Origin of the sequence: Thiosulfatimonas sediminis (assembly GCF_011398355.1) — a bacterium.
In the GTDB taxonomy this organism is placed as follows: domain Bacteria; phylum Pseudomonadota; class Gammaproteobacteria; order Thiomicrospirales; family Thiomicrospiraceae; genus Thiomicrorhabdus; species Thiomicrorhabdus sediminis_A.
The window spans coordinates 182,327-202,854 of record NZ_AP021889.1 but is presented as its reverse complement, the minus strand read 5'-3'; the positions used below and the strand labels follow the sequence as shown (position 1 = coordinate 202,854).

The window sequence follows — 20,528 nt, the reverse complement described above, 5'->3', positions numbered from 1 at the left end:
AAATGCGACGCTTTTACTGTCTGTGCGGCAACGAAGTCGGTTTTCACGATCATTATTGCAAACACTGTGGGCGCGATTTAGCATTCGACCCACAAATTGGCACCATGTGGAGTGGCGAACTGATCGCCCAAGACCATTTTTTTGCGCACAGCGCCAATCGAGGCAAAGCGGTTAAATTCAGACCCTGCGCACAACGATTTAGCGCCATCGGCTGCAATTGGCTGTTACTCAATGAGGACGAGCACTGCCAATGCATCGCCTGTCGCAGTTCACGAGTTATTCCCGACCAAAGCATACAGCGGAACATCAACCGCTGGTATCGCTTAGAACAAGCCAAACGCCAACTCTTTCAGACCCTGCTTGACTTACAACTGTTCAATGCCGCCCAACCCGCGGTTTTTCAAGACTTACGCTTTGATTTTCTGGAGGACCGACGCAGCAATCCCAATTTACAACTAGAACACGTCCTAACCGGGCATTACGATGGGCTGATTACCCTCAATGCGGCCGAAGCCGACGAAGGCTTTTTACACACCATGAAAGAACAGATGCGCGAACGTTACCGCACTCTGCTCGGTCATTTTCGGCATGAAATCGGCCATTATTTTTGGCTGAAATTTTTCACCACCGAAGCGCAAAAACGGCAATTTCGCAGCGTATTTGGCGACGAGCGCGACGACTATGCACACGCTTTGGAGCGCTACTACCAGCAAGGCAACAACAACCACTGGCGCAGCCGCTTTATTACCCCTTACGCCAGCAGCCATCCACATGAAGATTGGGCAGAAACTTGGGCACACTACCTACATATCGTTGACACCCTGCAAACAGCACAAAGCTACGGCATCAGTATTTACGAACCGCAAGAACACAACTTCAACCGCTGGTTTGTCGAATGGGCAAGAGTCGCACAAATTATGAACGCCCTAAATCGCAGTATGGGACTGGCCGAACCTTATCCCTTCAAACTGTCCGAAATTGTCGTTGGCAAACTGCATTTTATTGACGAAGTCATTCAAGAATACGCACAACGCCAAACAAACAACGCTGCCGCCACTGAAAAGCCGCTGGCGGACACCGTCGCAAGCTGGACAAAATCCTAATTTACGATTAGGGTGTCCTGAATATGAAAGCATGGGGTAATCATGGAATCCGTTAACGCAATTTTATCCACCGCCAGCAGTTGGGCTTGGGGGCCAGTAATGTTGGTCTTAATTCTGGGGACCGGCCTATACCTCACCATCCGCCTAGCATTTCTACCGCTGCGCAATCTTGGCAAGGCATTTAAACTACTCTGGCAAGGCCGTCACTCCAAGCAAGAGGGCGATATTCCACCCTTTAGCGCTTTAATGACCGCCTTAGCAGCAACGGTAGGCACCGGCAATATCGCTGGGGTGGCTGCGGCTCTTTTTATCGGCGGGCCGGGGGCTATTTTTTGGATGTGGATTACTGCATTAATCGGCATGGCGACCAAATATTCAGAAGCGGTTCTGGCGGTACATTATCGCGAAACCGACGAAGACGGTCGCCACGTTGGCGGCCCAATGTACGCCATTAAAAACGGCATGGGCAAAAAATGGCAGCCTTTAGCCATCGCGTTTGCCTTATTTGGCGCAATCGCTGCCTTTGGAATTGGCAACATGGTGCAAGCGAACGCGGTCGCCGGCGCCATGGAAAACGCTTTTGAGATTGACAACCGCATTACCGGAATTGTCTTAATGCTCTTGATTGGCTTGGTCATTTTCGGCGGGGTCAAACGGATTGCCAAAACCGCCACCGCACTGGTGCCTTTAATGGCCATCTTATACATTGGCGTATCGCTATGGATTCTCATCCTGCATCTGGACGCTCTGCCAAACGCTCTATTAACCATTGTCGAAAGTGCTTTTACCGGCCATGCAGCCGCCGGCGGCTTTGCTGGGGCGAGCATTATTTTAGCGATTCAATTTGGCGTTGCACGTGGCGTATTCTCCAACGAAGCAGGGCTTGGCTCCGCACCCATTGCACACGCCGCAGCACAAACCAATAATCCAGTTCGCCAAGGGCATATTGCCATGCTTGGCACTTTTATCGACACGATTATTATCTGCACCATGACCGCCTTGGTGATTATGGTCACCGGCGTTTGGCAGTCTGGAGAAACGGGTTCGGTATTAACGGCCAACGCCTTTAGTGTCGGGCTGGGTTCAGAGATAGGCGCCATTATCGTCGCCATCAGTTTAGCGGTATTTGCCTTCACCACCTTGCTGGGCTGGAGTTACTATGGCGAACGCTGTGCCGAATTTTTAACCAATCACCGCGTCATAACCCCCTATCGAATTGCATGGATTATCGCCATTTTCGCGGGCGCATCGCTGTCTGACTACTTCAACACCGTATTGATTCTGGCCGATGTGCTCAACGCCCTAATGGCAATACCCAATCTGATTGCGCTCTTGGTGCTCTCACCGGTCATTATCAAATTAACCCAAGACTACTTGGCGCAACAAAAACCGTAATTTACGCCGCGCCACTCCTCATCTGCTGCGCTTTTGGGTGCGGCAGAAAATCCTTCCCAGCAGTTTTCAATCACCACTCAAGCGCCACAGCATAAGGCTCGATTCCATTCCACAAGGAATTGCAAGGTGCAGATTCTGCCATGCTTGAAACCGTTTGGATCAATTCTGTCTGTAGCGAACTTGACCTCGCCGAGCGAAAGCTTGAAGATAAGCAAGCATTACAGAGTAAAATTACCCTCATTTTTATCACTTTACCCAGACCAAAGGGAAGCACCGCACTATGCCGTTTGTAAAAAGACACCCTTGGCTCAGTAGCTTTGTGCTGCTTAGCGTTGTATTTATCAGCCTGCTGCCAATTGGGCTTAAATATACCGCCATTCATCTACTGGAAAAACACAGCGGCCAGCAAGCGACTATTGCCGATATTGATCTAAACATATTTAACGGCAAACTGCGTATTCGTAACATTCAGCTGCAAAATGGCAACCATAAGACTCAAGTTAACGAATTTTCAGCCAATATTTTGTTACGTGCTTTATTCCAAGAACGTTTACTGTTTTCACAAATTAAATTAATCGGCGTGACCCTTCCGGTCGAAATTTCCGAACAAAACGGCCAGCAGCAATTTCGCGTAGCGGGCTTTGCGATTCCGCAAGAGTCGTCCAAGGAAGAGAGCGATTCAGGCACTTTGCCATTCGGCCTAGGGGTGCAACAGCTGGCACTACAAGATATTAATATCCAGCTTATCCAAGCCGAACAACAACAGCTCTATCAAATCCGCAGTCTTAGCCTGAAAGAACTTTACAGTTGGGACAGTGATTTTGCGCGCTTAAAACTCAACAGTACGCTCAACCAAAAATCAATAAATGCCAACTTACAAGTCCATCTATTTACCAAAGCGCCCAAAATCATCGGCACGATTAAGGTGCGCGAACTTAATCTACAAGACTTGCAAGAGTGGGTCGCGCAACCTATTGCTGGACAATTAACCGCCGACTTAACCTTCACCGTCGAACAACAAAGCAACGGCTTTAAACTCTATCAATACAGCGACATCAACTTAGCAAACGCTGATATTCAGATGGCAGAACAGCGCATTAGTGCGCAAAAACTTACTTGGCAGGGGGATGCACACTTTTTCTCCGGTGATGTTCAAGCACTTAAAGTGCTCGGAAACCTAAACGGCACACAACTGGCATTGACGCAAAATGGCGCCGATGGCGCAAAACTGAATATACAAACCGATGCCAAAGGGGCAATTGACTTAATTGGCCAACTCAATGGCGTGGATGCCAGAATCCAGCAAAAAGGCCTTATCGCTCTCAATAACTTTAACTTGCAACAAAGCCACACAGCGCCGCAAGCCAGTGACTTAACGGTGAACTACCAACAACTAAGCTATCAAGGCAGTGTGGATTACGCGATTGCCAAGCCCAAGCTAAATTTAGACGGCGCCTTAGCATTGAATAAACTGCGACTAGAACAGCAGTCGCAAGCGCAAAAAGAGCAACAAAATCGCCTCCTTGAGCTTCCTAAAATCGCCTACCAAGGCAAAATCGATTATGACTTGACTGCGCAAAAAATCGCCCTAAACGGCACGCTCAATAGCGATACACTTCAGCTGACCCAAACCGCCAAGAACGGCAAACAGTTACAAAATTCACTGGAATTGGCGTTGGCAGCAATGCAACTAGACGGGCAGCAACACATTACCCTTGGCGATGATTTACAACTCAAAACTCAGAGCAATTTAACCCTAAAACAACTGACATTTGCACAGCAAGATAACAGCGCAGAAACCCCAATCCAACGTAAGTTTTCCAGCAACATCAACGCTAAACTTAACCTGCAAGCCAAGTTTGCCGAAAACCAACAAAGCCTACAACAAACTGGGACTATTCAGATTACAAACCTCGCCTTTAAGGACAAGATGATGTCACTCTCCACCCCCGCTATAAACTGGAATGGCGCACTGGATTGGCAACAAACTGCCGCACTTAAACTAAGCGTAAAAGGCGATTTAAACAGCGATAACATTGAGTTTACCCAACAAACGCCGGAGCAATCTCTGCAACTGTCACAAAGCCTGAAAGCCAAACTTGACCTGCTCCTGAACAACAATGCCAAGCAACTTAGCCTGCAACAAAATGGGACTTTCACCCTGGATAATCTCAGTCTGCAGCAATCCGGTTTAAACCAACAAGCCAAACAAATCCGTTATAGCGGTAACCTAATGCTTACTCAAAACCATCCGCTCGAAAATCAACCACAAAGTGGCGCACAAGACATTCGTTTAAAAGGCCAATTACAGCTAACAAAATCACACACTGAACTCGCCGAGTCTGGTATTAAAATCAACCAAAATCTCAGTTCGGATTTCACCCTAGCCAGCCTCATCAACAATGACACCTTAAGTATCGATTACTCCGGTTCAGGACAGATTGCTGCACTTAAATTCAAAAGCCCACAACAAAGTGCCGATTTAGACACCTTTACATGGCAAGGGCAAAGTAAGTTCAGCCAAGCCTACAAGCAAACGGCAACCGCAGCAGAGCTTAACGGCCAATTTAAACTCTCAGCCAAGCGCCTCAATGCCGGTTCGCCTAAAATGCGCGATGCGATGCAACTGCAACAGTTGAACCTGCCGAGCCTGACATTAAAAAGCCCGCAACACTTTGCATTACGTAACCTGGATTTAAGCGGCCTCACACTGCAAGGCATTAACCAACAGCAAACCGTGCCTATCGCCACCCTAAGGGCGATTACCCTAACCGAAGGCGATATTGCACTTGCACCAGAACTTGCTATTGAACTTGGCGACTTAGCACTGGTCGATTTGAACGGTGATCTCACTCTCGATAAAGACTATCAACTTGCGCAAATCAGCGCCCTGCTGAACGCTTTTGGCATTGAAAAACAAGCTGAAACACCGACCGAAACGACACCGCAAGACCCTGCGAAAACCGCTAACCCTGACAGCGCACCCAATGCGGCCGAGCCGCGTACTCTGCCAAAAATAGCCCTTGCCTCTTTTGCATTACAAGGCAATAACCAAATTCAACTCAGTATTGCCAATCCAAATACCTCAGAAGACGCACCAATTAATAAACGTCTTACCATCAAAACATTACGTTTTGGCGCATTTGACAGCAGTAAACCGGAACAAGCCAGCGACTTTGAGTTTTTAGCGTCTTTAGATGAATTTAGCGAAATCCGCTCTAGCGGTAAGATTGCACCACTGGCCGCGCAGCTATCAATGCAAGCCAAAACCGCGATTGACGGCTTGGCGCTCAATGATTTTTCGCCTTTAGTGCAGCAAGCCGTCGGCTACCAAATCGACAGTGGACAGCTCTCTGCAACCATCGACAGCACCATTGGCGACAATAAAATTGATGTTGAAAACAGCGTTAAACTCTACAAATTCCAACTGGTTAGCGCCGACAAAGAGAAAACAGAAGCGTTTGACAAAGGGTTTAGTATGCCGCTGGAAGTCGGACTGAGTCTATTGCGCGACAAGAGCGATAATATCGAGTTAAAACTGCCGATTAAAGGCGATTTAGACAATCCCAACTTCAATATTCAAGACGTGATTTCTACCGCATTGAACGGCGCTTTAGGCAAAGCTACGCGCACCTACTTATTGCTGGCGCTACAGCCGTTCGGAGCGATTGCGCTGGTTGGTGAAATGGCGTTCGATCAACTCGCGGCAGTACGCCTGCAACCTGTCGATTTTGAAGACAGTCGCTTTAAATTAACCGATGAAATGCAACAGTACTTGCAAAAAGTCAGTACCTTGTTGCAATCGAAAAGCGATGTGCAAATCAAGCTGTGCGGCGGCGTCAATCAGAGTGATCGCCAAGCGATTGCACAAGCCTCACAAACCGAATCGCAGAAAAAAGAGAACAAATTGCCTGAGATCACCGACGACCAACTGCTTAGCCTGGCAACCATGCGCCAAACCGCGATTAAACGCTACCTGTTAGAACAAGGGGTGAGCACCAATCAAATCGTCATCTGTCAGCCAAAAATCAGCAATGAAACTGGCAGCGCAAAAATTCAAATGGGGATTTAAAAGCGATGTTAAGCCGACTGATTATCGAGCAACCAAACCGCCCAAAACTGACGTTTATTCACGGCTGGGGCGCCCAAAATTCGGTCTGGCAAGACTGGGCGCAACAGACACTGGGGGCGTATTTTGAACTGCACCTGATTGAATTGCCGGGGTTTGGTCAAAGCAACGCTGTCGCGAGCCAAGCAAACGATCAAATGTTAGCGCAAACATGGGTGGATGCGATACTCGAAGCCATGCCTCAAAAATCCCATCTTCTCGGTTGGTCGCTTGGCGGCTTATTAGCACAACAAATCGCCATTCAACAGCCAGAGCGCGTCCAGTCGTTAATCTGCCTCGCATCGACACCGCGCTTCACCCAAAACGACGATTGGAAATGGGCGGTATCCCCTAAATTAATGGCTGATTTTATGCGTTCGGTTCAAGCAGACAGTGCCGCAACCTTGAAAAGTTTTTGGACGTTGCAGATGCAAGGTAGCGAGATACCGCGCCAACAAATCAAACAGTTCGTGCAGCGTATGCAGGACTATCAACTGCCGACACTTAGCGGTCTAACACAAGGTTTACGCCTGCTTAAATATTTCGATTTTCGCGAGCAAGCAAATGAATTACCGATGCCGGTTTTATGGCTTCTCGGCGAACACGACCCACTGATTCCACAGGCATTTATTGCAGAATTCAGTACAATACAGCGCCAAGCACAGGTGAAAATTTTAGCCGGTGCGGCGCACACCCCGTTTGCCTCACACCCGCAGCAGACCGCTGACGCCATCCGCCATTTTTTAGCCCAACGATAACGAATAAAACATGAGTCAATCCAGTTCAGAGCAACTTCAGCACGTCAATCGCCAACATTTGAAACAGCACTTTAGCCATGCCGCACCGAGTTATGACGAGGCTGCCATACTCCAAAAAACCGTCGCCGAACGAATGGATGAACGCCTTGAATTAACCACTGTCAAGGCGCTGCGTATCGCCGACATCGGCGCGGGCACCGGCCTTCTAACCGCAAAGCTCTTGCAGCGCTACCCACAGGCCACGCTGTTTGCGGTTGACCTATCCGAAGCCATGTTGCAACGTGCCAAACCGCGTTTACAAATTGAGCGAATTTCAGCTCTCAAACCGCTGAATAAATTACTTTCCGGTTTCAATCAAAAGCTTGGGGTAACGCTTATCAATGCCGATGCATTTGCGCTCCCCTTTGCGGATAACAGTCTCGATATGATTACCAGCAATTTAATGCTGCAGTGGTGCGATGACTTAGATGCCGTGTTTAAGGAATTTCGGCGCGTATTACGCCCGGAAGGCTTGCTGATGTTTACAACCTTTGGCCCTGATACGTTAAAAGAGCTACGTCAAGCATGGCGAATGGCTGATCAACAGAGCGAACACGTCAATCACTTTATTGATATGCATGACATTGGCGATGCACTGATTCGCGCCGGCTTCGGACAACCAGTCATGGATGTTGAAATGTTCACACTGACTTATGAGAAGCCAATCAGCGTCTTAAAAGATTTAAAAGCCATTGGCGCAACCAATGCCAGCTTGCATCGCAATCCTGGACTGATGGGAAAAAACAAATTTCAAACCATGCTGAACGCCTATGAAAGTCTTCGCCAAAATGGCAAAATCCACGCCAGCTACGAGGTGGTACACGGCCATGCTTGGGCCGCTCAAGAAATCTTCAAAGGCCCTGACCGCGACCGCAAGGGCGTAGTTGAAATCAGCCTTGATGAGTTTGCAAAACAGACCAAACAATCCGCTTTTGGAGCCTCTTTTCGCGATAAAAAGTAATCACATTATCACGCCAAGCTTGGAATTGAACGCAGGCGCATCACGCTAACCGCCAACAACCCACCGGCCAAACAATCTTAAAAAACATCCTGCGGGTCAATGTCGAGACTCCAGCGAACTTTACGCGCCAGCGGACTTTTGTAGATATAGGGTTGCATGATGCTCAGCAGTTGGTGCAATTTTTGGCGCGAGACGCTGCTCAGCATCAGTTGATAGCGATAACGTCCTTGACGGCGTAACATCGGTGCACTAACCGGCCCCCAAAATTCCAAACCGCGCATCACCGATTGCTCGGTCAAACTCTGCCATTGCAGCTCAAGTCCGGCTTTAAGGGAGTGTAGAAAATCCAACGCATCTTGCGCCTGATGTGCTTCGGCACGCACCAAACACTGAAAACGATAGGGCGGTAGAGCCGCTTCATCGCGTTCTTGGAGAGCCGCACGGACAAATTCGGCATAGCCGTCTTGAATTAATTTCAACAGCAATGGATGCTGCGGATGATGGGTTTGCACCAGCACTTCACCGGCATCTTCGGCGCGTCCAGAGCGCCCTGCGACCTGCAACACCAACTGCGCCATGCGTTCGGTAGCGCGATAATCACAGCTAAACAGTCCTTGGTCGATATCCAGCATACCGACCAACGTCACTTTCGGAAAATGATGCCCTTTGGCCAACATCTGGGTCCCAATCAAAATATCCGCTTCGCCACTATGCGCTTGCGCCGTCAGTTCCGCCATTTTGCCTTTTAAACGTGTGCTGTCGCGATCAATCCGCAAAACAGTTTTATCAGCAAACCACTCTCTAATCGACTCTTCTAAACGCTCAGTACCTTGCCCCATCGTATGCAGTTCTTTACCCTGACAACTTGGACATTGCACTGGTTTGACCATCTGCTCGCCGCAGTGATGGCATTGTAGATATTGATGATGCGTCCCCTGATGTAAGGTCATATTCGCATCGCAACTTGGGCAATGCGCTTGCCAGCCGCAATCGTGACACATTAATACGGGTGCAAAACCACGCCGATTCAAAAACAACAACACCTGTTTGCCATTCTCTAAATGGCGTTGCATCGCCGCTTTAAGCTGGATTCCAACCCCTTCTTGAATTTTTTCTCCGCGTATATCTATTAGCTTAATTTGCGGCGGCTTGGCAACACCGGCACGCTCGGTTAACGTCAACAAATGATAGCGTTGTTGCTTAACATTAAACAAACTTTCCAACGAAGGTGTCGCAGAGCCAAGCACTACCGGCACTTGTTGCTGATGCGCACGCCGCACCAAAATATCACGTGCCGAATAACGCACACCATCCTGCTGCTTATAAGAGGCATCGTGCTCTTCGTCGATAATGCACAACCCTAAGTTCTTAAAAGGGGCAAACACCGCCGAACGCGTTCCTAAAAGAACGGAAACCTCGCCGGTACGTACTGAATGCCACGCACAATGCCGTTGTGAGTCGTTCATTCCGGAATGCAACAGCGCAATCGGTGTTTGTAAATAGCCAGAGAAACGCCCAATCATTTGCGGGGTTAGGCCGATTTCCGGCACTAAAATCAGCACCTGCTTACCTTGCTTAAGCGCAAATTCTGTCATCGCTAAATAGACTTCGGTCTTACCGCTGCCGGTAATGCCTTGCAACAAATAACTGGCAAAGCCACCGCAATCAAGCTTATCTGTAACGGCTTGCACGGCAGCGACTTGCTGAGCGTTGAGTGGATGATGATGCGCGCGCTCTGCCAGTGGCTCTTGCCAACAAGTGCCGGGCAATACCTGTAAGAATTGCTGCTCTAGCCATTGATTCACCATCTTACGCCAACTGCCCGTAATCGCTTTACAGTCTGCTGCGTTCAAAGGCTGTGCAGCCTCTAAAAACGCGGTAGCCAGAGCAAATTGTGCTTTAGCGCGTGCTGGAATCTCGGTCAGTGCCGTTCGCCCTAATGGACTAAGGTGCCAAGTATCCGCTCCCTGCATTTGCGCCGGTTCGCCAGCACGAAGACGCTTTGGCAAAGCGGTAATAATTACCTCACCGAGCGGCGCATGATAGTAGTCTGCAACCCACTGTAAAAAAGCGAAATCCTGAGCGGCAACAATTGGCGCGTCATCGAGCCATGCTTCAATCGGCTTGATTTTATCAAGTGCGTATTCCGCAGCAGCCACCGCGACCACTAAGGCCACCTGCGACTTACTACGAAAAGGAATACGTACTCGACGACCAATCAGCTGTTCTGCCAGCACTCGATCAACCAAACCGACGTTATCCAGATAATCCAATGGCGTCAAAAAGGGGCCGGCAACCGCGACCTTTAAAACACGGTTTTCGCAAGGCGCGCTGGAATTTGTTAAGTTCGTTGTGGTCAAGTGATTGCCTGATATTGAAGAAAATGAATGCGCTTATTGTAAACAAAATTGTCGGCGAAATTGTCCACTCGTAGGAATCGTTGTGGCTTCAGAGTTTGTGCAGACTTGTTGCGAATTTGTTGCAAATTTGTCGACGTCAGTTTGTGGTCTACTACAAGCATCACCCTAATTTAAGCGCAGGAGTAGACCGATGAACATTTTGAAACAGACCTTGTTTTATCGCTTATTGATGTTATTTGGCAGTGTAATGGTTCTGAACGGCTGCGTAGTCCATCATCCGCAACACCAGAGTTATCGAGTCTACCAAATCGAGCCATCGCAATACTACCGCTATTATCCAACGCCCTTGCCGCCAAAAAATGTGCACTACGAACACCAACGTGAAAATCCTCACCACCCAAAATCACGCGAAAAACAGCACGACAAACAACGCACAAACCATCAAGTAAAACCCGATAAAAGCACTTTTACGCCACCTAGCCGCTCTATCCAGGTTGCGCCCAAACCCGTGCTGCATAAAAAACCGACCGTTAAAATTGATACCCCAGATGACAAAAAGAAACGCCGCATGGATCCGCTAAATGCTAAGCTAAATTCACAACAAGAACGCAAAGTGTCCACGCCAAAACCGACTTTGCAACGACCAAACCCAGCTTTCAAACATGAAACTAAGCGCCCTAAACAGCAAGATGCTGCACAGGCGCCATTTGCCCGCTCTTATCGATAGACATCTGGAGGCGTTATGAAAATATTCACTTTACGCAATGGCTTGCTTGCCACTCTTTTAGGCAGCACCTTTTGGTTAAATGGCTGTGTCGTTCAGCACCACACTGTCGTCCAAGCCCCGGCGCCACATCAAGAACGCTATTACAATTATCGTTTTAGCCAGGATGACAATTACCGCCTGTACGACTATTACCATCCGCACTATAAAAGCAAAGATAAATACAAAAAGAAAGGCTACCAGCGCACACCGCCCGGTCACTATAAACGCCCCTATTATTTGCACCAACCACTGCCTGATAAGTTACGTTACCAGCGTTTACCACGTGATATTGAAGCTCGTCTTCCAAGAATACCGGACGACTTAATTCGAGTACGCATAGGCGGCGACATCGTGCTAATTCACCGTAAAACTCGGGTGGTGTACGATATCCTATTCGATTTTTAACCCAATCCAACAAGCACCCACTGCCACGGCTGACAGTGGGTTTTTCCACCCCCCTTATCCTACAATTCGCCCATCCATCGTAAAAATCGCTAAAATAGCCGGCAACAAAGACTTAATAAGATGATTTTTATGGATAATTTTCTACAAACCTATCTCAAGTTCCATCAATTGATACAAGATAAAATTGGGCGCTTTGTCGCATGGAGCGTACTCAGTTTGGTGCTCATTACCGCCCTGGTCGTCGTGTTGCGTTACGGCTTTGACACAGGCTCGATCGCCTTGCAACAGGCGATTACTTACAATCATGCCATTCTCTTTATGCTTGGCATCAGCTATACCTATTTACACGATGAACACGTGCGCGTTGATGTTTTTTACAGTCGCTATAGCCCGGCACGTAAACACTGGATCAATCTACTCGGTTCATTGCTGTTTACCCTACCTGTCACCCTATTTATTTTATGGAGTAGCGCGGAATATGTTAGTAACAGTTGGGCGATTCAAGAAAGCTCTTCGGAATCAGCAGGCATCGGCTATGTCTATCTACTCAAAACCCTAATACCTCTGATGGCGAGTCTTCTCCTGTTGCAAGCACTAGCGATTATCGCTAAAAACAGCTTGGCAATTCGCACCCATCAAAATGACGATGAAACGCCGAAAATACAAGGAGGTAAGCTGTAATGGAATGGTTATCACTGCTGCTATTTGCATTTATTTTTCTATTTTTATTGGCCGGTTTTCCGGTGGCTTTGACGCTTGCCGGCGTGTCGTTATTATTTGCTCTTACCGCAAATTTTTTCGGCGCTTTCGACATGGCCTTCCTACAAAGCATCCCAAACCGTATTTTTGACATTATGAACAACCAAACATTGATAGCAGTACCGCTGTTTGTGTTTATGGGCATTATGCTAGAAAAATCCAAATTGGCGGAAGACCTACTGACCACCATGGACGAGGTGATGCGCGGTATTAAAGGCGGTTTGGGGATTGCGGTCATCATTGTCGGGATGCTGCTCGCCGCCAGCACCGGGATTGTCGGCGCAACCGTGGTCACCATGGGATTATTGGCGCTACCCACCATGCTTAAACAAGGCTACTGCCCAAAACTGGCGAGTGGCACCATCTGTGCAGCCGGCACCCTTGGACAAATTATTCCGCCCTCAATCGTGTTGATTCTATTGGGCGACGTCTTATCCTCGTCCTACCAACAGGCGCAGCTGAACCAAGGAATATTCTCCCCCGAGCCGCTTTCAGTTGGTGACCTGTTTATTGGCGCGCTTCTGCCCGGAATGCTTCTAGTGGTACTTTATATGGGGTATCTATTCTTCCAAGCGATGCGTCATCCAGAAAAAGTTCCGAACCATCTTGGTACCCCGGTCGCTCCGGGCTTAGGGAAACGGGTGATTAAAAGCCTCGTTCCACCACTATTGTTGATTTTACTCGTCCTTGGATCGATTTTAGGCGGCTTTGCCACCCCAACCGAAGCCGCCTCCTTAGGCGCACTGGGCGCGTTATTCCTAGCACTATTTAATCAACAATTAAACCTGGCTACCCTGCAAGCGGTGCTGCAAAACACACTTAAAGTCACCAGTATGATTTTTTTGATTTTCATCGGCGCAGCCTTCTTCTCGCTGGTGTTCCGTGGTCTAGGCGGTGACGATTTAATGCATGACCTGCTCTCCGATTTACCGGGCGGCATCTTTACTGCAATGTTAATTGTCATGGCATTGATGTTCATTCTGGGCTTCTTCCTAGACTTTATCGAAATCACCTATGTGGTCGTGCCAGTAGTCGCGCCGATTCTACTGATGATGGGGGTTGATCCGATTTGGCTGGGCATCATGATTGCAATCAACCTACAAACTGCTTTTTTAACGCCGCCATTTGGCTTTGCGCTCTTCTACCTACGCGGTGTTGCGCCACCAGATTTAAAAACCGCCGATTTATACAAAGGGACAGCCCCCTTTATTGCCATCCAACTCTCAGTCTTGGTCATTCTTGCTATCTGGCCGGAACTGGTCACTTGGTTGCCCAGCGTAATTTATGGTGACTGAACGAGAAAAATTTAGCGTAAAATTGAACTATTTCGTTTAAAAAGGCATTTTCAGATAAAGTAAATTTGCTTTTACCTCAATCACTTAGTACAATCTGCGCCCTGTATTAATGGGGCGTTAGATTTTCTTTATAAGAAACTTTCTAAGCCCGCTGAAAAAACACGCTACGCTAAGTACGTAATCACATTAATACCGAGGCGTTACCGCGCTTTCTCTTGATTTGTCGGTACGCCTCCAAGTATAGAGCCATTTGCTATCTCTCCAATTCGCTTATGCGATGCTGTTTTGCTGCAAAGGTGCTCGTTTTATGAACACAAATTTGCCCCAGAATAGCAAGCTCATGCTCGGCTCACATAATCGACTGCCGAAGCGATGCAGCAGTGCAAAGCGTCTCTGTCTTTGCCTTAGTTTTTCTTTTCCTATTCCGGGCAAGTCTACGATTTAATTCGATAAGGACACCCGATGAGTGACGTCACTTTTAAAGACCTTGGCCTAAAACCAGAAATTCTTACCGCAATTGCCGAAATCGGCTACGAAACGCCAAGCCCGATTCAAGCGCAGGCCATTCCTGCCCTACTTTCTGGTAAAGACATCTTAGGTATGGCACAAACTGGTACTGGAAAAACTGCGGCTTTTGCCCTACCAGCACTGAGCAACGCAGATACCAGCCAGAAAAACCCACAAGTATTAGTGCTTGCCCCAACGCGCGAATTGGCGATTCAGGTATCTGAAGCTTTCCAAACATTCGCGCACCACATGAAAGGCTTCCACGTTCTACCCATCTACGGTGGTTCGGATTACGGCTCACAAATCCGCGCACTAAAACGCGGTGTGCAAGTGGTTGTTGGTACGCCAGGTCGTGTTATGGATCATATGCGTAAAGGCACGCTAAAACTGGACGATCTAAAACTGTTGGTTTTGGATGAAGCCGATGAAATGCTCCGTATGGGCTTCATCGATGACGTTGAGTGGGTGCTTGAACACACGCCAGATACACGTCAAATTGCGCTTTTCTCAGCCACGATGCCAAACGAAATCCACCGTATTGCCAGCAACTACCTGAACGATCCGATTGAAGTCATCATCAAGCAAAAAACAGCGACGGCCATCACGATTGCACAAAAATTCTTACTGGTCAGCGGAGGGCACAAACTTGATGCGCTAACTCGTATCTTAGAAGCAGAGTCTTCCGAAATTGACGGCATGATTATCTTCGTGCGCACCAAAAATGCCACCATTGACTTGGCCGAAAAACTGGAAGCGCGCGGTTACTCAGCCGCCGCACTGAATGGCGATATTGCTCAGAATCAACGTGAACGCATTGTTGACCAATTGAAAACCGGCAAACTGGATATTTTAGTCGCAACCGACGTCGTTGCTCGTGGTCTTGATGTTCCACGTATCAGCCATGTTGTTAACTTTGATATCCCGCAAGATAACGAATCCTACGTGCACCGTATCGGTCGTACTGGTCGTGCTGGTCGCTCCGGTACTGCGATACTGTTTGTTACACCGCGCGAGCGCCGTTTACTGAAATCGATTGAACGCACTACCAAACAATTAGTTGACGAAATGCACTTACCGTCAGCGCAAACCATTAACGACACTCGCGTAGATCGTTTCAAAACGCGTATTGTTGAAGCGCTTGGTCAAGATGATTTAAGCTTCTACCAAAACCTAATCGAACAAGTTGAAAACGAGCAAAACGTTCCGGCCGCTGAAATTGCTGCCGCGCTTGCACGTATGATGCAAGGCGACGTGCCTTTCTTTATCGAAGACAAGCCTGTGCGTGAAGTTTCGACTCGTGAGCGAAGCGGTGGCGACCGTGGATTTGAGCGTGACGACCGTCGTGGCGATCGCAACAACCGTGGCGACCGTGGTGAACGTCGCGATAACCGTGACGGTGGTGCGGAACGTAAACCACGCCGTCAAAGCAGCGCGCCGGATGAAGGCATGAGCCGTTACCGTATCGAAGTCGGCCGCTCACACGGCGTTCGTCCAGGTAATATCGTGGGTTGTATTGCTAACGAAGCGAATATCGACAGCGAATTTATCCGTCAGCTAACCATCGAAGACAGTTATTCAATGGTTGACCTTCCGGAAAAGATGTCGAAAGATGCCCTTGCTGATTTGAAAAAAGCGTGGGTATGTGGACAACAACTAAAAATTTCCGAAGTAAAATCACAAGGGACTGAACGCGTGCGTTTAAGCCGTCACAGTAATAAAGACGCTAAACCAAATCCTGCTGCACCACGTGCGCGCAGAAAGCCTCGCGATTAATATCTCGCTAAGCGAACAAAACACGTAAAAATGAAAGCAGCCGCAGTTTCGACTCGGCTGCTTTTTTTTGTCCCACAAAAAACACCCCGCCAGAAGAACCTCCCATCCCTGCATAACAAGCCAGACAAGGCTTTACCCGTATACAAACTAGGGTAGAATAACCCCTCTATAGACATGGCATTGCTTGAATACGCAACCCATCAAACGCAATTTAAATCCTAGGATAGGCGATCGCTAAATGGTTAGCTCGCAACCAAATGAAATACGCTTCTGCCCTCAATTTTAGTGAGCCTTTATCATGAAAATGCTTAAGCTTCGGCATTCGCTACACATGACGTTGTTATTCATACTGTTATTCAACGGCTTAGCACACGCCCAACAGACACCACCCAGTCTGAATATGGCGCTGTTTCCATATGCCACGCCCCCCCATCTAATTCAGGCTCATCAACCACTGAAAACGCATTTTTCAGATGTTCTGCAAACTCCGATACATTTTATTAGCGCCCCTAATTTTGCCCGCTTCAGTGCCGGCATTCGTGCCGAAACCTACGATATTATACTTGCGGCACCGCACATGGGCAGGCTAGCGGAATTGAGCGGACAATACGAATGGCTTGGCTTTACTCGCAACCAATCTTATGCGGTCATTGTCACCAATCAAGCACACCCGGCAAAACGCCTGCAAGACTTTACCGGACAACAAATTATTCTGCCGCCACGTACGGCCATCGTAAACTACTTAAGCCGCCAAGCCTTAATTCGAGCGGGATTGCGCCCCGGCATTGACATTGACATTATCGAAACCAATTCACATCAAAGCGCCATGCTGGCGGTCATTAATGGAATTTACCCGTTGGCCGGCTTTGGCAAACCCATTTGGGAAAACGGCAAACTTGCCGGCAAGGACACTTTAATCAAGCTGTTCCAATCAGAATACATTCCGGGCTTTGCCCTCATGGCGCATAAACGCCTTGGCAAAGAAAAAATCACTCTGTTACGACACGCCTTCCTCACCTTTGATACGACCGCTGCTGGGAAAGGTTATTTTAGCGCGCAAGGTTTACAAGGCGGACGCCCACAAACACCACAGGACATGCCGCAACTGGATGCCTTTTTGAATGAATTAGGAATGCTTAATCCAGAGCACCGCAAGGAACAAGTGGAATGAGAAGGTTTTCCGGATTATCCAACCGAATCAATATGGCGATTAGCGGCAGCTTATTGCTGCTGCTCTTACTGTTAATCATGAATATTAACGACTCCATCAGCCATTTTTCTGAAAAAGAAAAGCACAATATTCATCAACAATTTTCTGAGTTTCTCAACATCTCACTGGCTCCCCTAGTTTTCACACAAGACTACGCTAACCTTAATTCGCAGCTCGCCCAAATCGCGGCCAATCATCCGGAATTAAGCTCGATTGAGGTGCGTGACGCGGCGCTCAATCTCGTCGCAGCTCAACACCAGATAACGGAAAAACAGGCCGACAGCAAAAGCTTTAACGACAAGGTATCTCTCATTATCGCCGGCGAAACGGTTGGTACAATTGACTACCAACTCAGTTTTAAACAATACGCCGTCCTCAAAAAAGAGCTGCGCGAAGAAATGATCGTGCTCACCACCCTAGCGATTATACTCACCATCCTGCTAACCAGTTTATTGATGAATTTACTCACCAAAGAACTGCATCAACTTAAAGCAGCAAGCCAAAAGATGCTTCGCGGCGACTATCAAACCCCGGTGCCCAAATTGGGTGAAAACGAGATCGGCATCCTCGGCCAAAGTTTTGAGGCCTTACGCCAATCGATTGAACAACGCAGCCTCCTTGTCGAACTGGAACAAAACCGCCTGCATTCTCTGCTCGACACCATGAATGTCGGTATCTTATTTGAAAACGCCGACAAAATGATTGAATACCATAATCAGCAGTTTTTTGAAATCTGGTGCCTAAACCCAGAAACGCCAATTTATCAGAAATCGCGCGAAAGCATTATTGAACACGCCCCCGTGCACGTGGTCGCGCATCAAGAACTTAACGTGAATCGTTCTGGCGAACAGCGTTCTGAATGCACCCTGTCAGATGGACGAACCATCTTACAGTCGCATATGCTCGTGAAACAAAACCATTCCGGCAACGGTCATCTGTGGGTGTTTGAAGACATTACTCAACAGAAAAAAATGGAAAATGACCTAATTCAGATGGCCAATTATGACCCGCTGACCGGCCTAAATAATCGACACGGTTTTGAACCTCAACTCCTAAGCATGGCAGCGCATGCCAAACGCCGCAATCAATTGCTGGCACTGCTGTTTTTCGATCTCGATGAATTTAAATTAATTAACGATAATTTTGGACACGCTCGCGGAGACCTAGCACTGATTGCTGTCGCCAATACCATGCGCTCCTTAAAGCGCCAAGATGAATGGCTGTTCCGTCTGGGCGGCGATGAATTTGCGCTGCTATCAATTGTGAACGATCAAAACGAAGCGGAACAACTGGCGCAGCGCATCATCAACGCCTTAGCAAACAGTCACCACGACTTTGGCACACAACAGATTCGCCTAACCACCAGCATCGGCATCTCTTTCTATCCGCACTTAAGTAGCGATCCGAGAATGTTACCGTCACACGCGGATATCGCCATGTATCACGCCAAAGCCAAGGGCAAAAATACGTTTGCCATCTATAATCCAAACGACACTCGCTTGGATCAAGAAATAGCGCGTTTAACTTGGACAGAAGCGATTGAAAGCGCGTTGGAAAATGAACGCTTTGAGCTTCATTTTCAGGGGATTTACGACTGCGCCACACAACAGATTCATCATTTAGAAGTACTGATTCGCTTGCAAGACAAGCACACTAACAAGTTAATTTATCCGAACGAATTTATCCCAATTGCCGAGAAGAACGGACAGATTATTCTCATCGACCGTTACGTGATTACACATAGCATCGCAATGTTGGCAGGACATCCTGATATGCCAGATATTGCCATCAACTTATCTGGTCGCTCATTTGCGGACGCTTCCTTGCCTGATTTTATCAAAGCCACAGTGGCGCATTATCAAGTCGCACCGCAACGCATCCAGTTTGAGCTAACCGAAACCGAAACCGTTGCGGATATTCAAGACGCCATCACCTTTATCAATGCCCTGCATGACATCGGCTGCGTACTTTGCTTGGATGATTTTGGCACCGGCTTCGCCTCTTTTGCCTACCTGAAACATCTAAAAGTAGATGTGTTAAAAATCGACGGCACTTTTATTCGGAACTTGGATAGCTCCCGTGAAAACCGTCTATTTGTGGAGAGTATGGTGATGGTCGCGAAAGGCTTAGGCAAGCGTACCATCGCTGAATTTATCGAAACCCCTGCTACGCTGCGGGCTTGCTATGATTTGGGCATCGACATGGGGCAAGGCTATTATTTGGATAAACCCCAAGCTAAGCATCCAGCAATCTATGACTCAAAACCAGTGTAATCAGCCAGCAAGCTCTCTTTCAGGCGTCTGGGAAGTTGCTTGATCGCATATTCGCGCTGACAAGCGGTTTGCCGATTAGAACACGCTTCTTGATAGACCAATCGGCACGGACGACGCATTTGGGTATAGCGCGCGCCCCCTTTGAGCTCACCATTATGTTGCCTCAGTCGACGCGACAAATTATTGGTCACCCCACAATACAAGGTATTATCGGCGCAACGCAGTAAATATACCTGCCAACTTGCTGTTGTTGAACTAAACTTGGTCACCCGTTCGCAACCAATGCCCTGACTTACCGCCTTTCTTTTCCAACAACTGCACCTGGTCAATCACCATGCCTTTATCAACCGCTTTGCACATATCATAGAGTGTTAGTGCGGCAGCCGTTGCGGCGGTTAAGGCTTCCATCTCAACACCGGTCTGGCCGACCAATTTACAGATAGCGATAATTTCCACCGAGTTATTCTCGAAATTTGGCGTCAGTTCCACTTTTACCGAGGTCAATAATAACGGATGGCACATCGGGATAATATCTGGCGTACGTTTCGCCGCCATAATGCCGGCAATACGCGCCGTTGCCAGTACATCACCTTTTTTATGCTTTCCTTGGGCAATCATCGCTAAGGTTTGCGGCAACATATTAATCACTGCCATCGCCCGCGCTTCACGCTCGGTATGATCTTTTGCGCTGACATCAACCATACGCGCCTGCCCTTTTTCATCCAAGTGAGTTAGTTCATTCGCCATTTAAAATTCTCCTTAACGTAATTCAATGCACTTATACGCATTAAATGCAGATTTTTCAGTTTAAATTCA

General features: G+C 48.0%; 15 protein-coding genes. 12 read left to right on the top strand and 3 right to left on the bottom strand.

Annotation, left to right across the window (positions count from 1 at the left end; translation table 11 throughout):
- Positions 1–2: 2 nt before the first annotated feature.
- From HRR27_RS00870 to bioC, 5 genes are all read left to right on the top strand, one after another.
- Positions 3–1,103 carry a zinc-binding metallopeptidase family protein gene (locus tag HRR27_RS00870; protein WP_173269436.1) on the top strand — a complete coding sequence of 367 codons (1,101 nt, stop codon included), beginning with the start codon at positions 3–5 and terminating at the stop codon, positions 1,101–1,103.
- A 42-nt stretch (positions 1,104–1,145) separates the two neighbouring features.
- Positions 1,146–2,498, top strand: coding sequence for an alanine/glycine:cation symporter family protein (locus HRR27_RS00865; protein ID WP_173269433.1), 1,353 nt, complete (start codon positions 1,146–1,148; stop codon positions 2,496–2,498).
- A gap of 280 nt (positions 2,499–2,778) precedes the next feature.
- On the top strand, positions 2,779–6,570 hold the full coding sequence (locus HRR27_RS00860; protein WP_173269428.1) for a DUF748 domain-containing protein: 3,792 nt from the start codon (positions 2,779–2,781) through the stop codon (positions 6,568–6,570).
- Between the two features lie 5 nt (positions 6,571–6,575).
- Entirely contained in the window at positions 6,576–7,364 is a 789-nt protein-coding gene (bioH, locus tag HRR27_RS00855) for a pimeloyl-ACP methyl ester esterase BioH (protein WP_173269425.1), read from the top strand.
- 10 nt (positions 7,365–7,374) lie between these two features.
- A complete protein-coding gene (bioC, locus tag HRR27_RS00850; RefSeq protein ID WP_173269421.1) occupies positions 7,375–8,364 on the top strand; it encodes a malonyl-ACP O-methyltransferase BioC in 990 nt (329 codons plus the stop codon).
- Between the two features lie 77 nt (positions 8,365–8,441).
- Here bioC and HRR27_RS00845 read toward each other — a convergent pair whose 3' ends face one another.
- Entirely contained in the window at positions 8,442–10,724 is a 2,283-nt protein-coding gene (locus HRR27_RS00845) for a primosomal protein N' (protein ID WP_173269418.1), read from the bottom strand.
- 190 nt (positions 10,725–10,914) lie between these two features.
- On the opposite strand from HRR27_RS00845, the gene HRR27_RS00840 reads away from it, so the two are divergent.
- The 7 genes from HRR27_RS00840 (at position 10,915) to HRR27_RS00810 (ending at position 19,712) form a co-directional block, all read left to right on the top strand.
- Positions 10,915–11,451, top strand: coding sequence for a hypothetical protein (locus tag HRR27_RS00840; RefSeq protein ID WP_173269415.1), 537 nt, complete (start codon positions 10,915–10,917; stop codon positions 11,449–11,451).
- Positions 11,452–11,466: 15 nt separating this feature from the next.
- Positions 11,467–11,895 (top strand): hypothetical protein, encoded by a 429-nt coding sequence (locus tag HRR27_RS00835; protein ID WP_173269412.1) that lies wholly within the window; start codon positions 11,467–11,469, stop codon positions 11,893–11,895.
- A 129-nt stretch (positions 11,896–12,024) separates the two neighbouring features.
- On the top strand, positions 12,025–12,576 hold the full coding sequence (locus HRR27_RS00830; RefSeq protein ID WP_173269408.1) for a TRAP transporter small permease subunit: 552 nt from the start codon (positions 12,025–12,027) through the stop codon (positions 12,574–12,576).
- Positions 12,576–13,949 carry a TRAP transporter large permease gene (locus HRR27_RS00825; RefSeq protein WP_173269404.1) on the top strand — a complete coding sequence of 458 codons (1,374 nt, stop codon included), beginning with the start codon at positions 12,576–12,578 and terminating at the stop codon, positions 13,947–13,949. The genes HRR27_RS00830 and HRR27_RS00825 overlap by 1 nt, the downstream gene beginning before the upstream one ends.
- Positions 13,950–14,411: 462 nt before the next feature.
- Complete coding sequence (locus tag HRR27_RS00820; protein WP_173269402.1) at positions 14,412–16,229, top strand: DEAD/DEAH box helicase; 1,818 nt, start codon at positions 14,412–14,414, stop codon at positions 16,227–16,229.
- A 298-nt stretch (positions 16,230–16,527) separates the two neighbouring features.
- Complete coding sequence (locus HRR27_RS00815; RefSeq protein ID WP_173269400.1) at positions 16,528–17,400, top strand: phosphate/phosphite/phosphonate ABC transporter substrate-binding protein; 873 nt, start codon at positions 16,528–16,530, stop codon at positions 17,398–17,400.
- Positions 17,397–19,712 carry a bifunctional diguanylate cyclase/phosphodiesterase gene (locus HRR27_RS00810; protein ID WP_173269397.1) on the top strand — a complete coding sequence of 772 codons (2,316 nt, stop codon included), beginning with the start codon at positions 17,397–17,399 and terminating at the stop codon, positions 19,710–19,712. Before HRR27_RS00815 ends, HRR27_RS00810 begins: the two co-directional genes overlap by 4 nt.
- Here HRR27_RS00810 and HRR27_RS00805 read toward each other — a convergent pair.
- Entirely contained in the window at positions 19,691–19,981 is a 291-nt protein-coding gene (locus tag HRR27_RS00805; RefSeq protein ID WP_173269395.1) for a GIY-YIG nuclease family protein, read from the bottom strand. The two genes, HRR27_RS00810 and HRR27_RS00805, sit on opposite strands and share 22 nt — an antisense overlap.
- Positions 19,968–20,459 (bottom strand): cyclic pyranopterin monophosphate synthase MoaC, encoded by a 492-nt coding sequence (moaC, locus tag HRR27_RS00800; RefSeq protein ID WP_173269393.1) that lies wholly within the window; start codon positions 20,457–20,459, stop codon positions 19,968–19,970. Before moaC ends, HRR27_RS00805 begins: the two co-directional genes overlap by 14 nt.
- Positions 20,460–20,528: the final 69 nt, after the last annotated feature.

Coding starts and splice junctions, on each gene's coding strand:
- HRR27_RS00870 (WP_173269436.1), top strand. CDS start 3: ATGCGACGCTTTTACTGTCTGTGCGGCAACGAAGTCGGTTTTCACGAT.
- HRR27_RS00865 (WP_173269433.1), top strand. CDS start 1,146: ATGGAATCCGTTAACGCAATTTTATCCACCGCCAGCAGTTGGGCTTGG.
- HRR27_RS00860 (WP_173269428.1), top strand. CDS start 2,779: ATGCCGTTTGTAAAAAGACACCCTTGGCTCAGTAGCTTTGTGCTGCTT.
- bioH (WP_173269425.1), top strand. CDS start 6,576: ATGTTAAGCCGACTGATTATCGAGCAACCAAACCGCCCAAAACTGACG.
- bioC (WP_173269421.1), top strand. CDS start 7,375: ATGAGTCAATCCAGTTCAGAGCAACTTCAGCACGTCAATCGCCAACAT.
- HRR27_RS00840 (WP_173269415.1), top strand. CDS start 10,915: ATGAACATTTTGAAACAGACCTTGTTTTATCGCTTATTGATGTTATTT.
- HRR27_RS00835 (WP_173269412.1), top strand. CDS start 11,467: ATGAAAATATTCACTTTACGCAATGGCTTGCTTGCCACTCTTTTAGGC.
- HRR27_RS00830 (WP_173269408.1), top strand. CDS start 12,025: ATGGATAATTTTCTACAAACCTATCTCAAGTTCCATCAATTGATACAA.
- HRR27_RS00825 (WP_173269404.1), top strand. CDS start 12,576: ATGGAATGGTTATCACTGCTGCTATTTGCATTTATTTTTCTATTTTTA.
- HRR27_RS00820 (WP_173269402.1), top strand. CDS start 14,412: ATGAGTGACGTCACTTTTAAAGACCTTGGCCTAAAACCAGAAATTCTT.
- HRR27_RS00815 (WP_173269400.1), top strand. CDS start 16,528: ATGAAAATGCTTAAGCTTCGGCATTCGCTACACATGACGTTGTTATTC.
- HRR27_RS00810 (WP_173269397.1), top strand. CDS start 17,397: ATGAGAAGGTTTTCCGGATTATCCAACCGAATCAATATGGCGATTAGC.
- moaC (WP_173269393.1), bottom strand. CDS start 20,459: ATGGCGAATGAACTAACTCACTTGGATGAAAAAGGGCAGGCGCGTATG.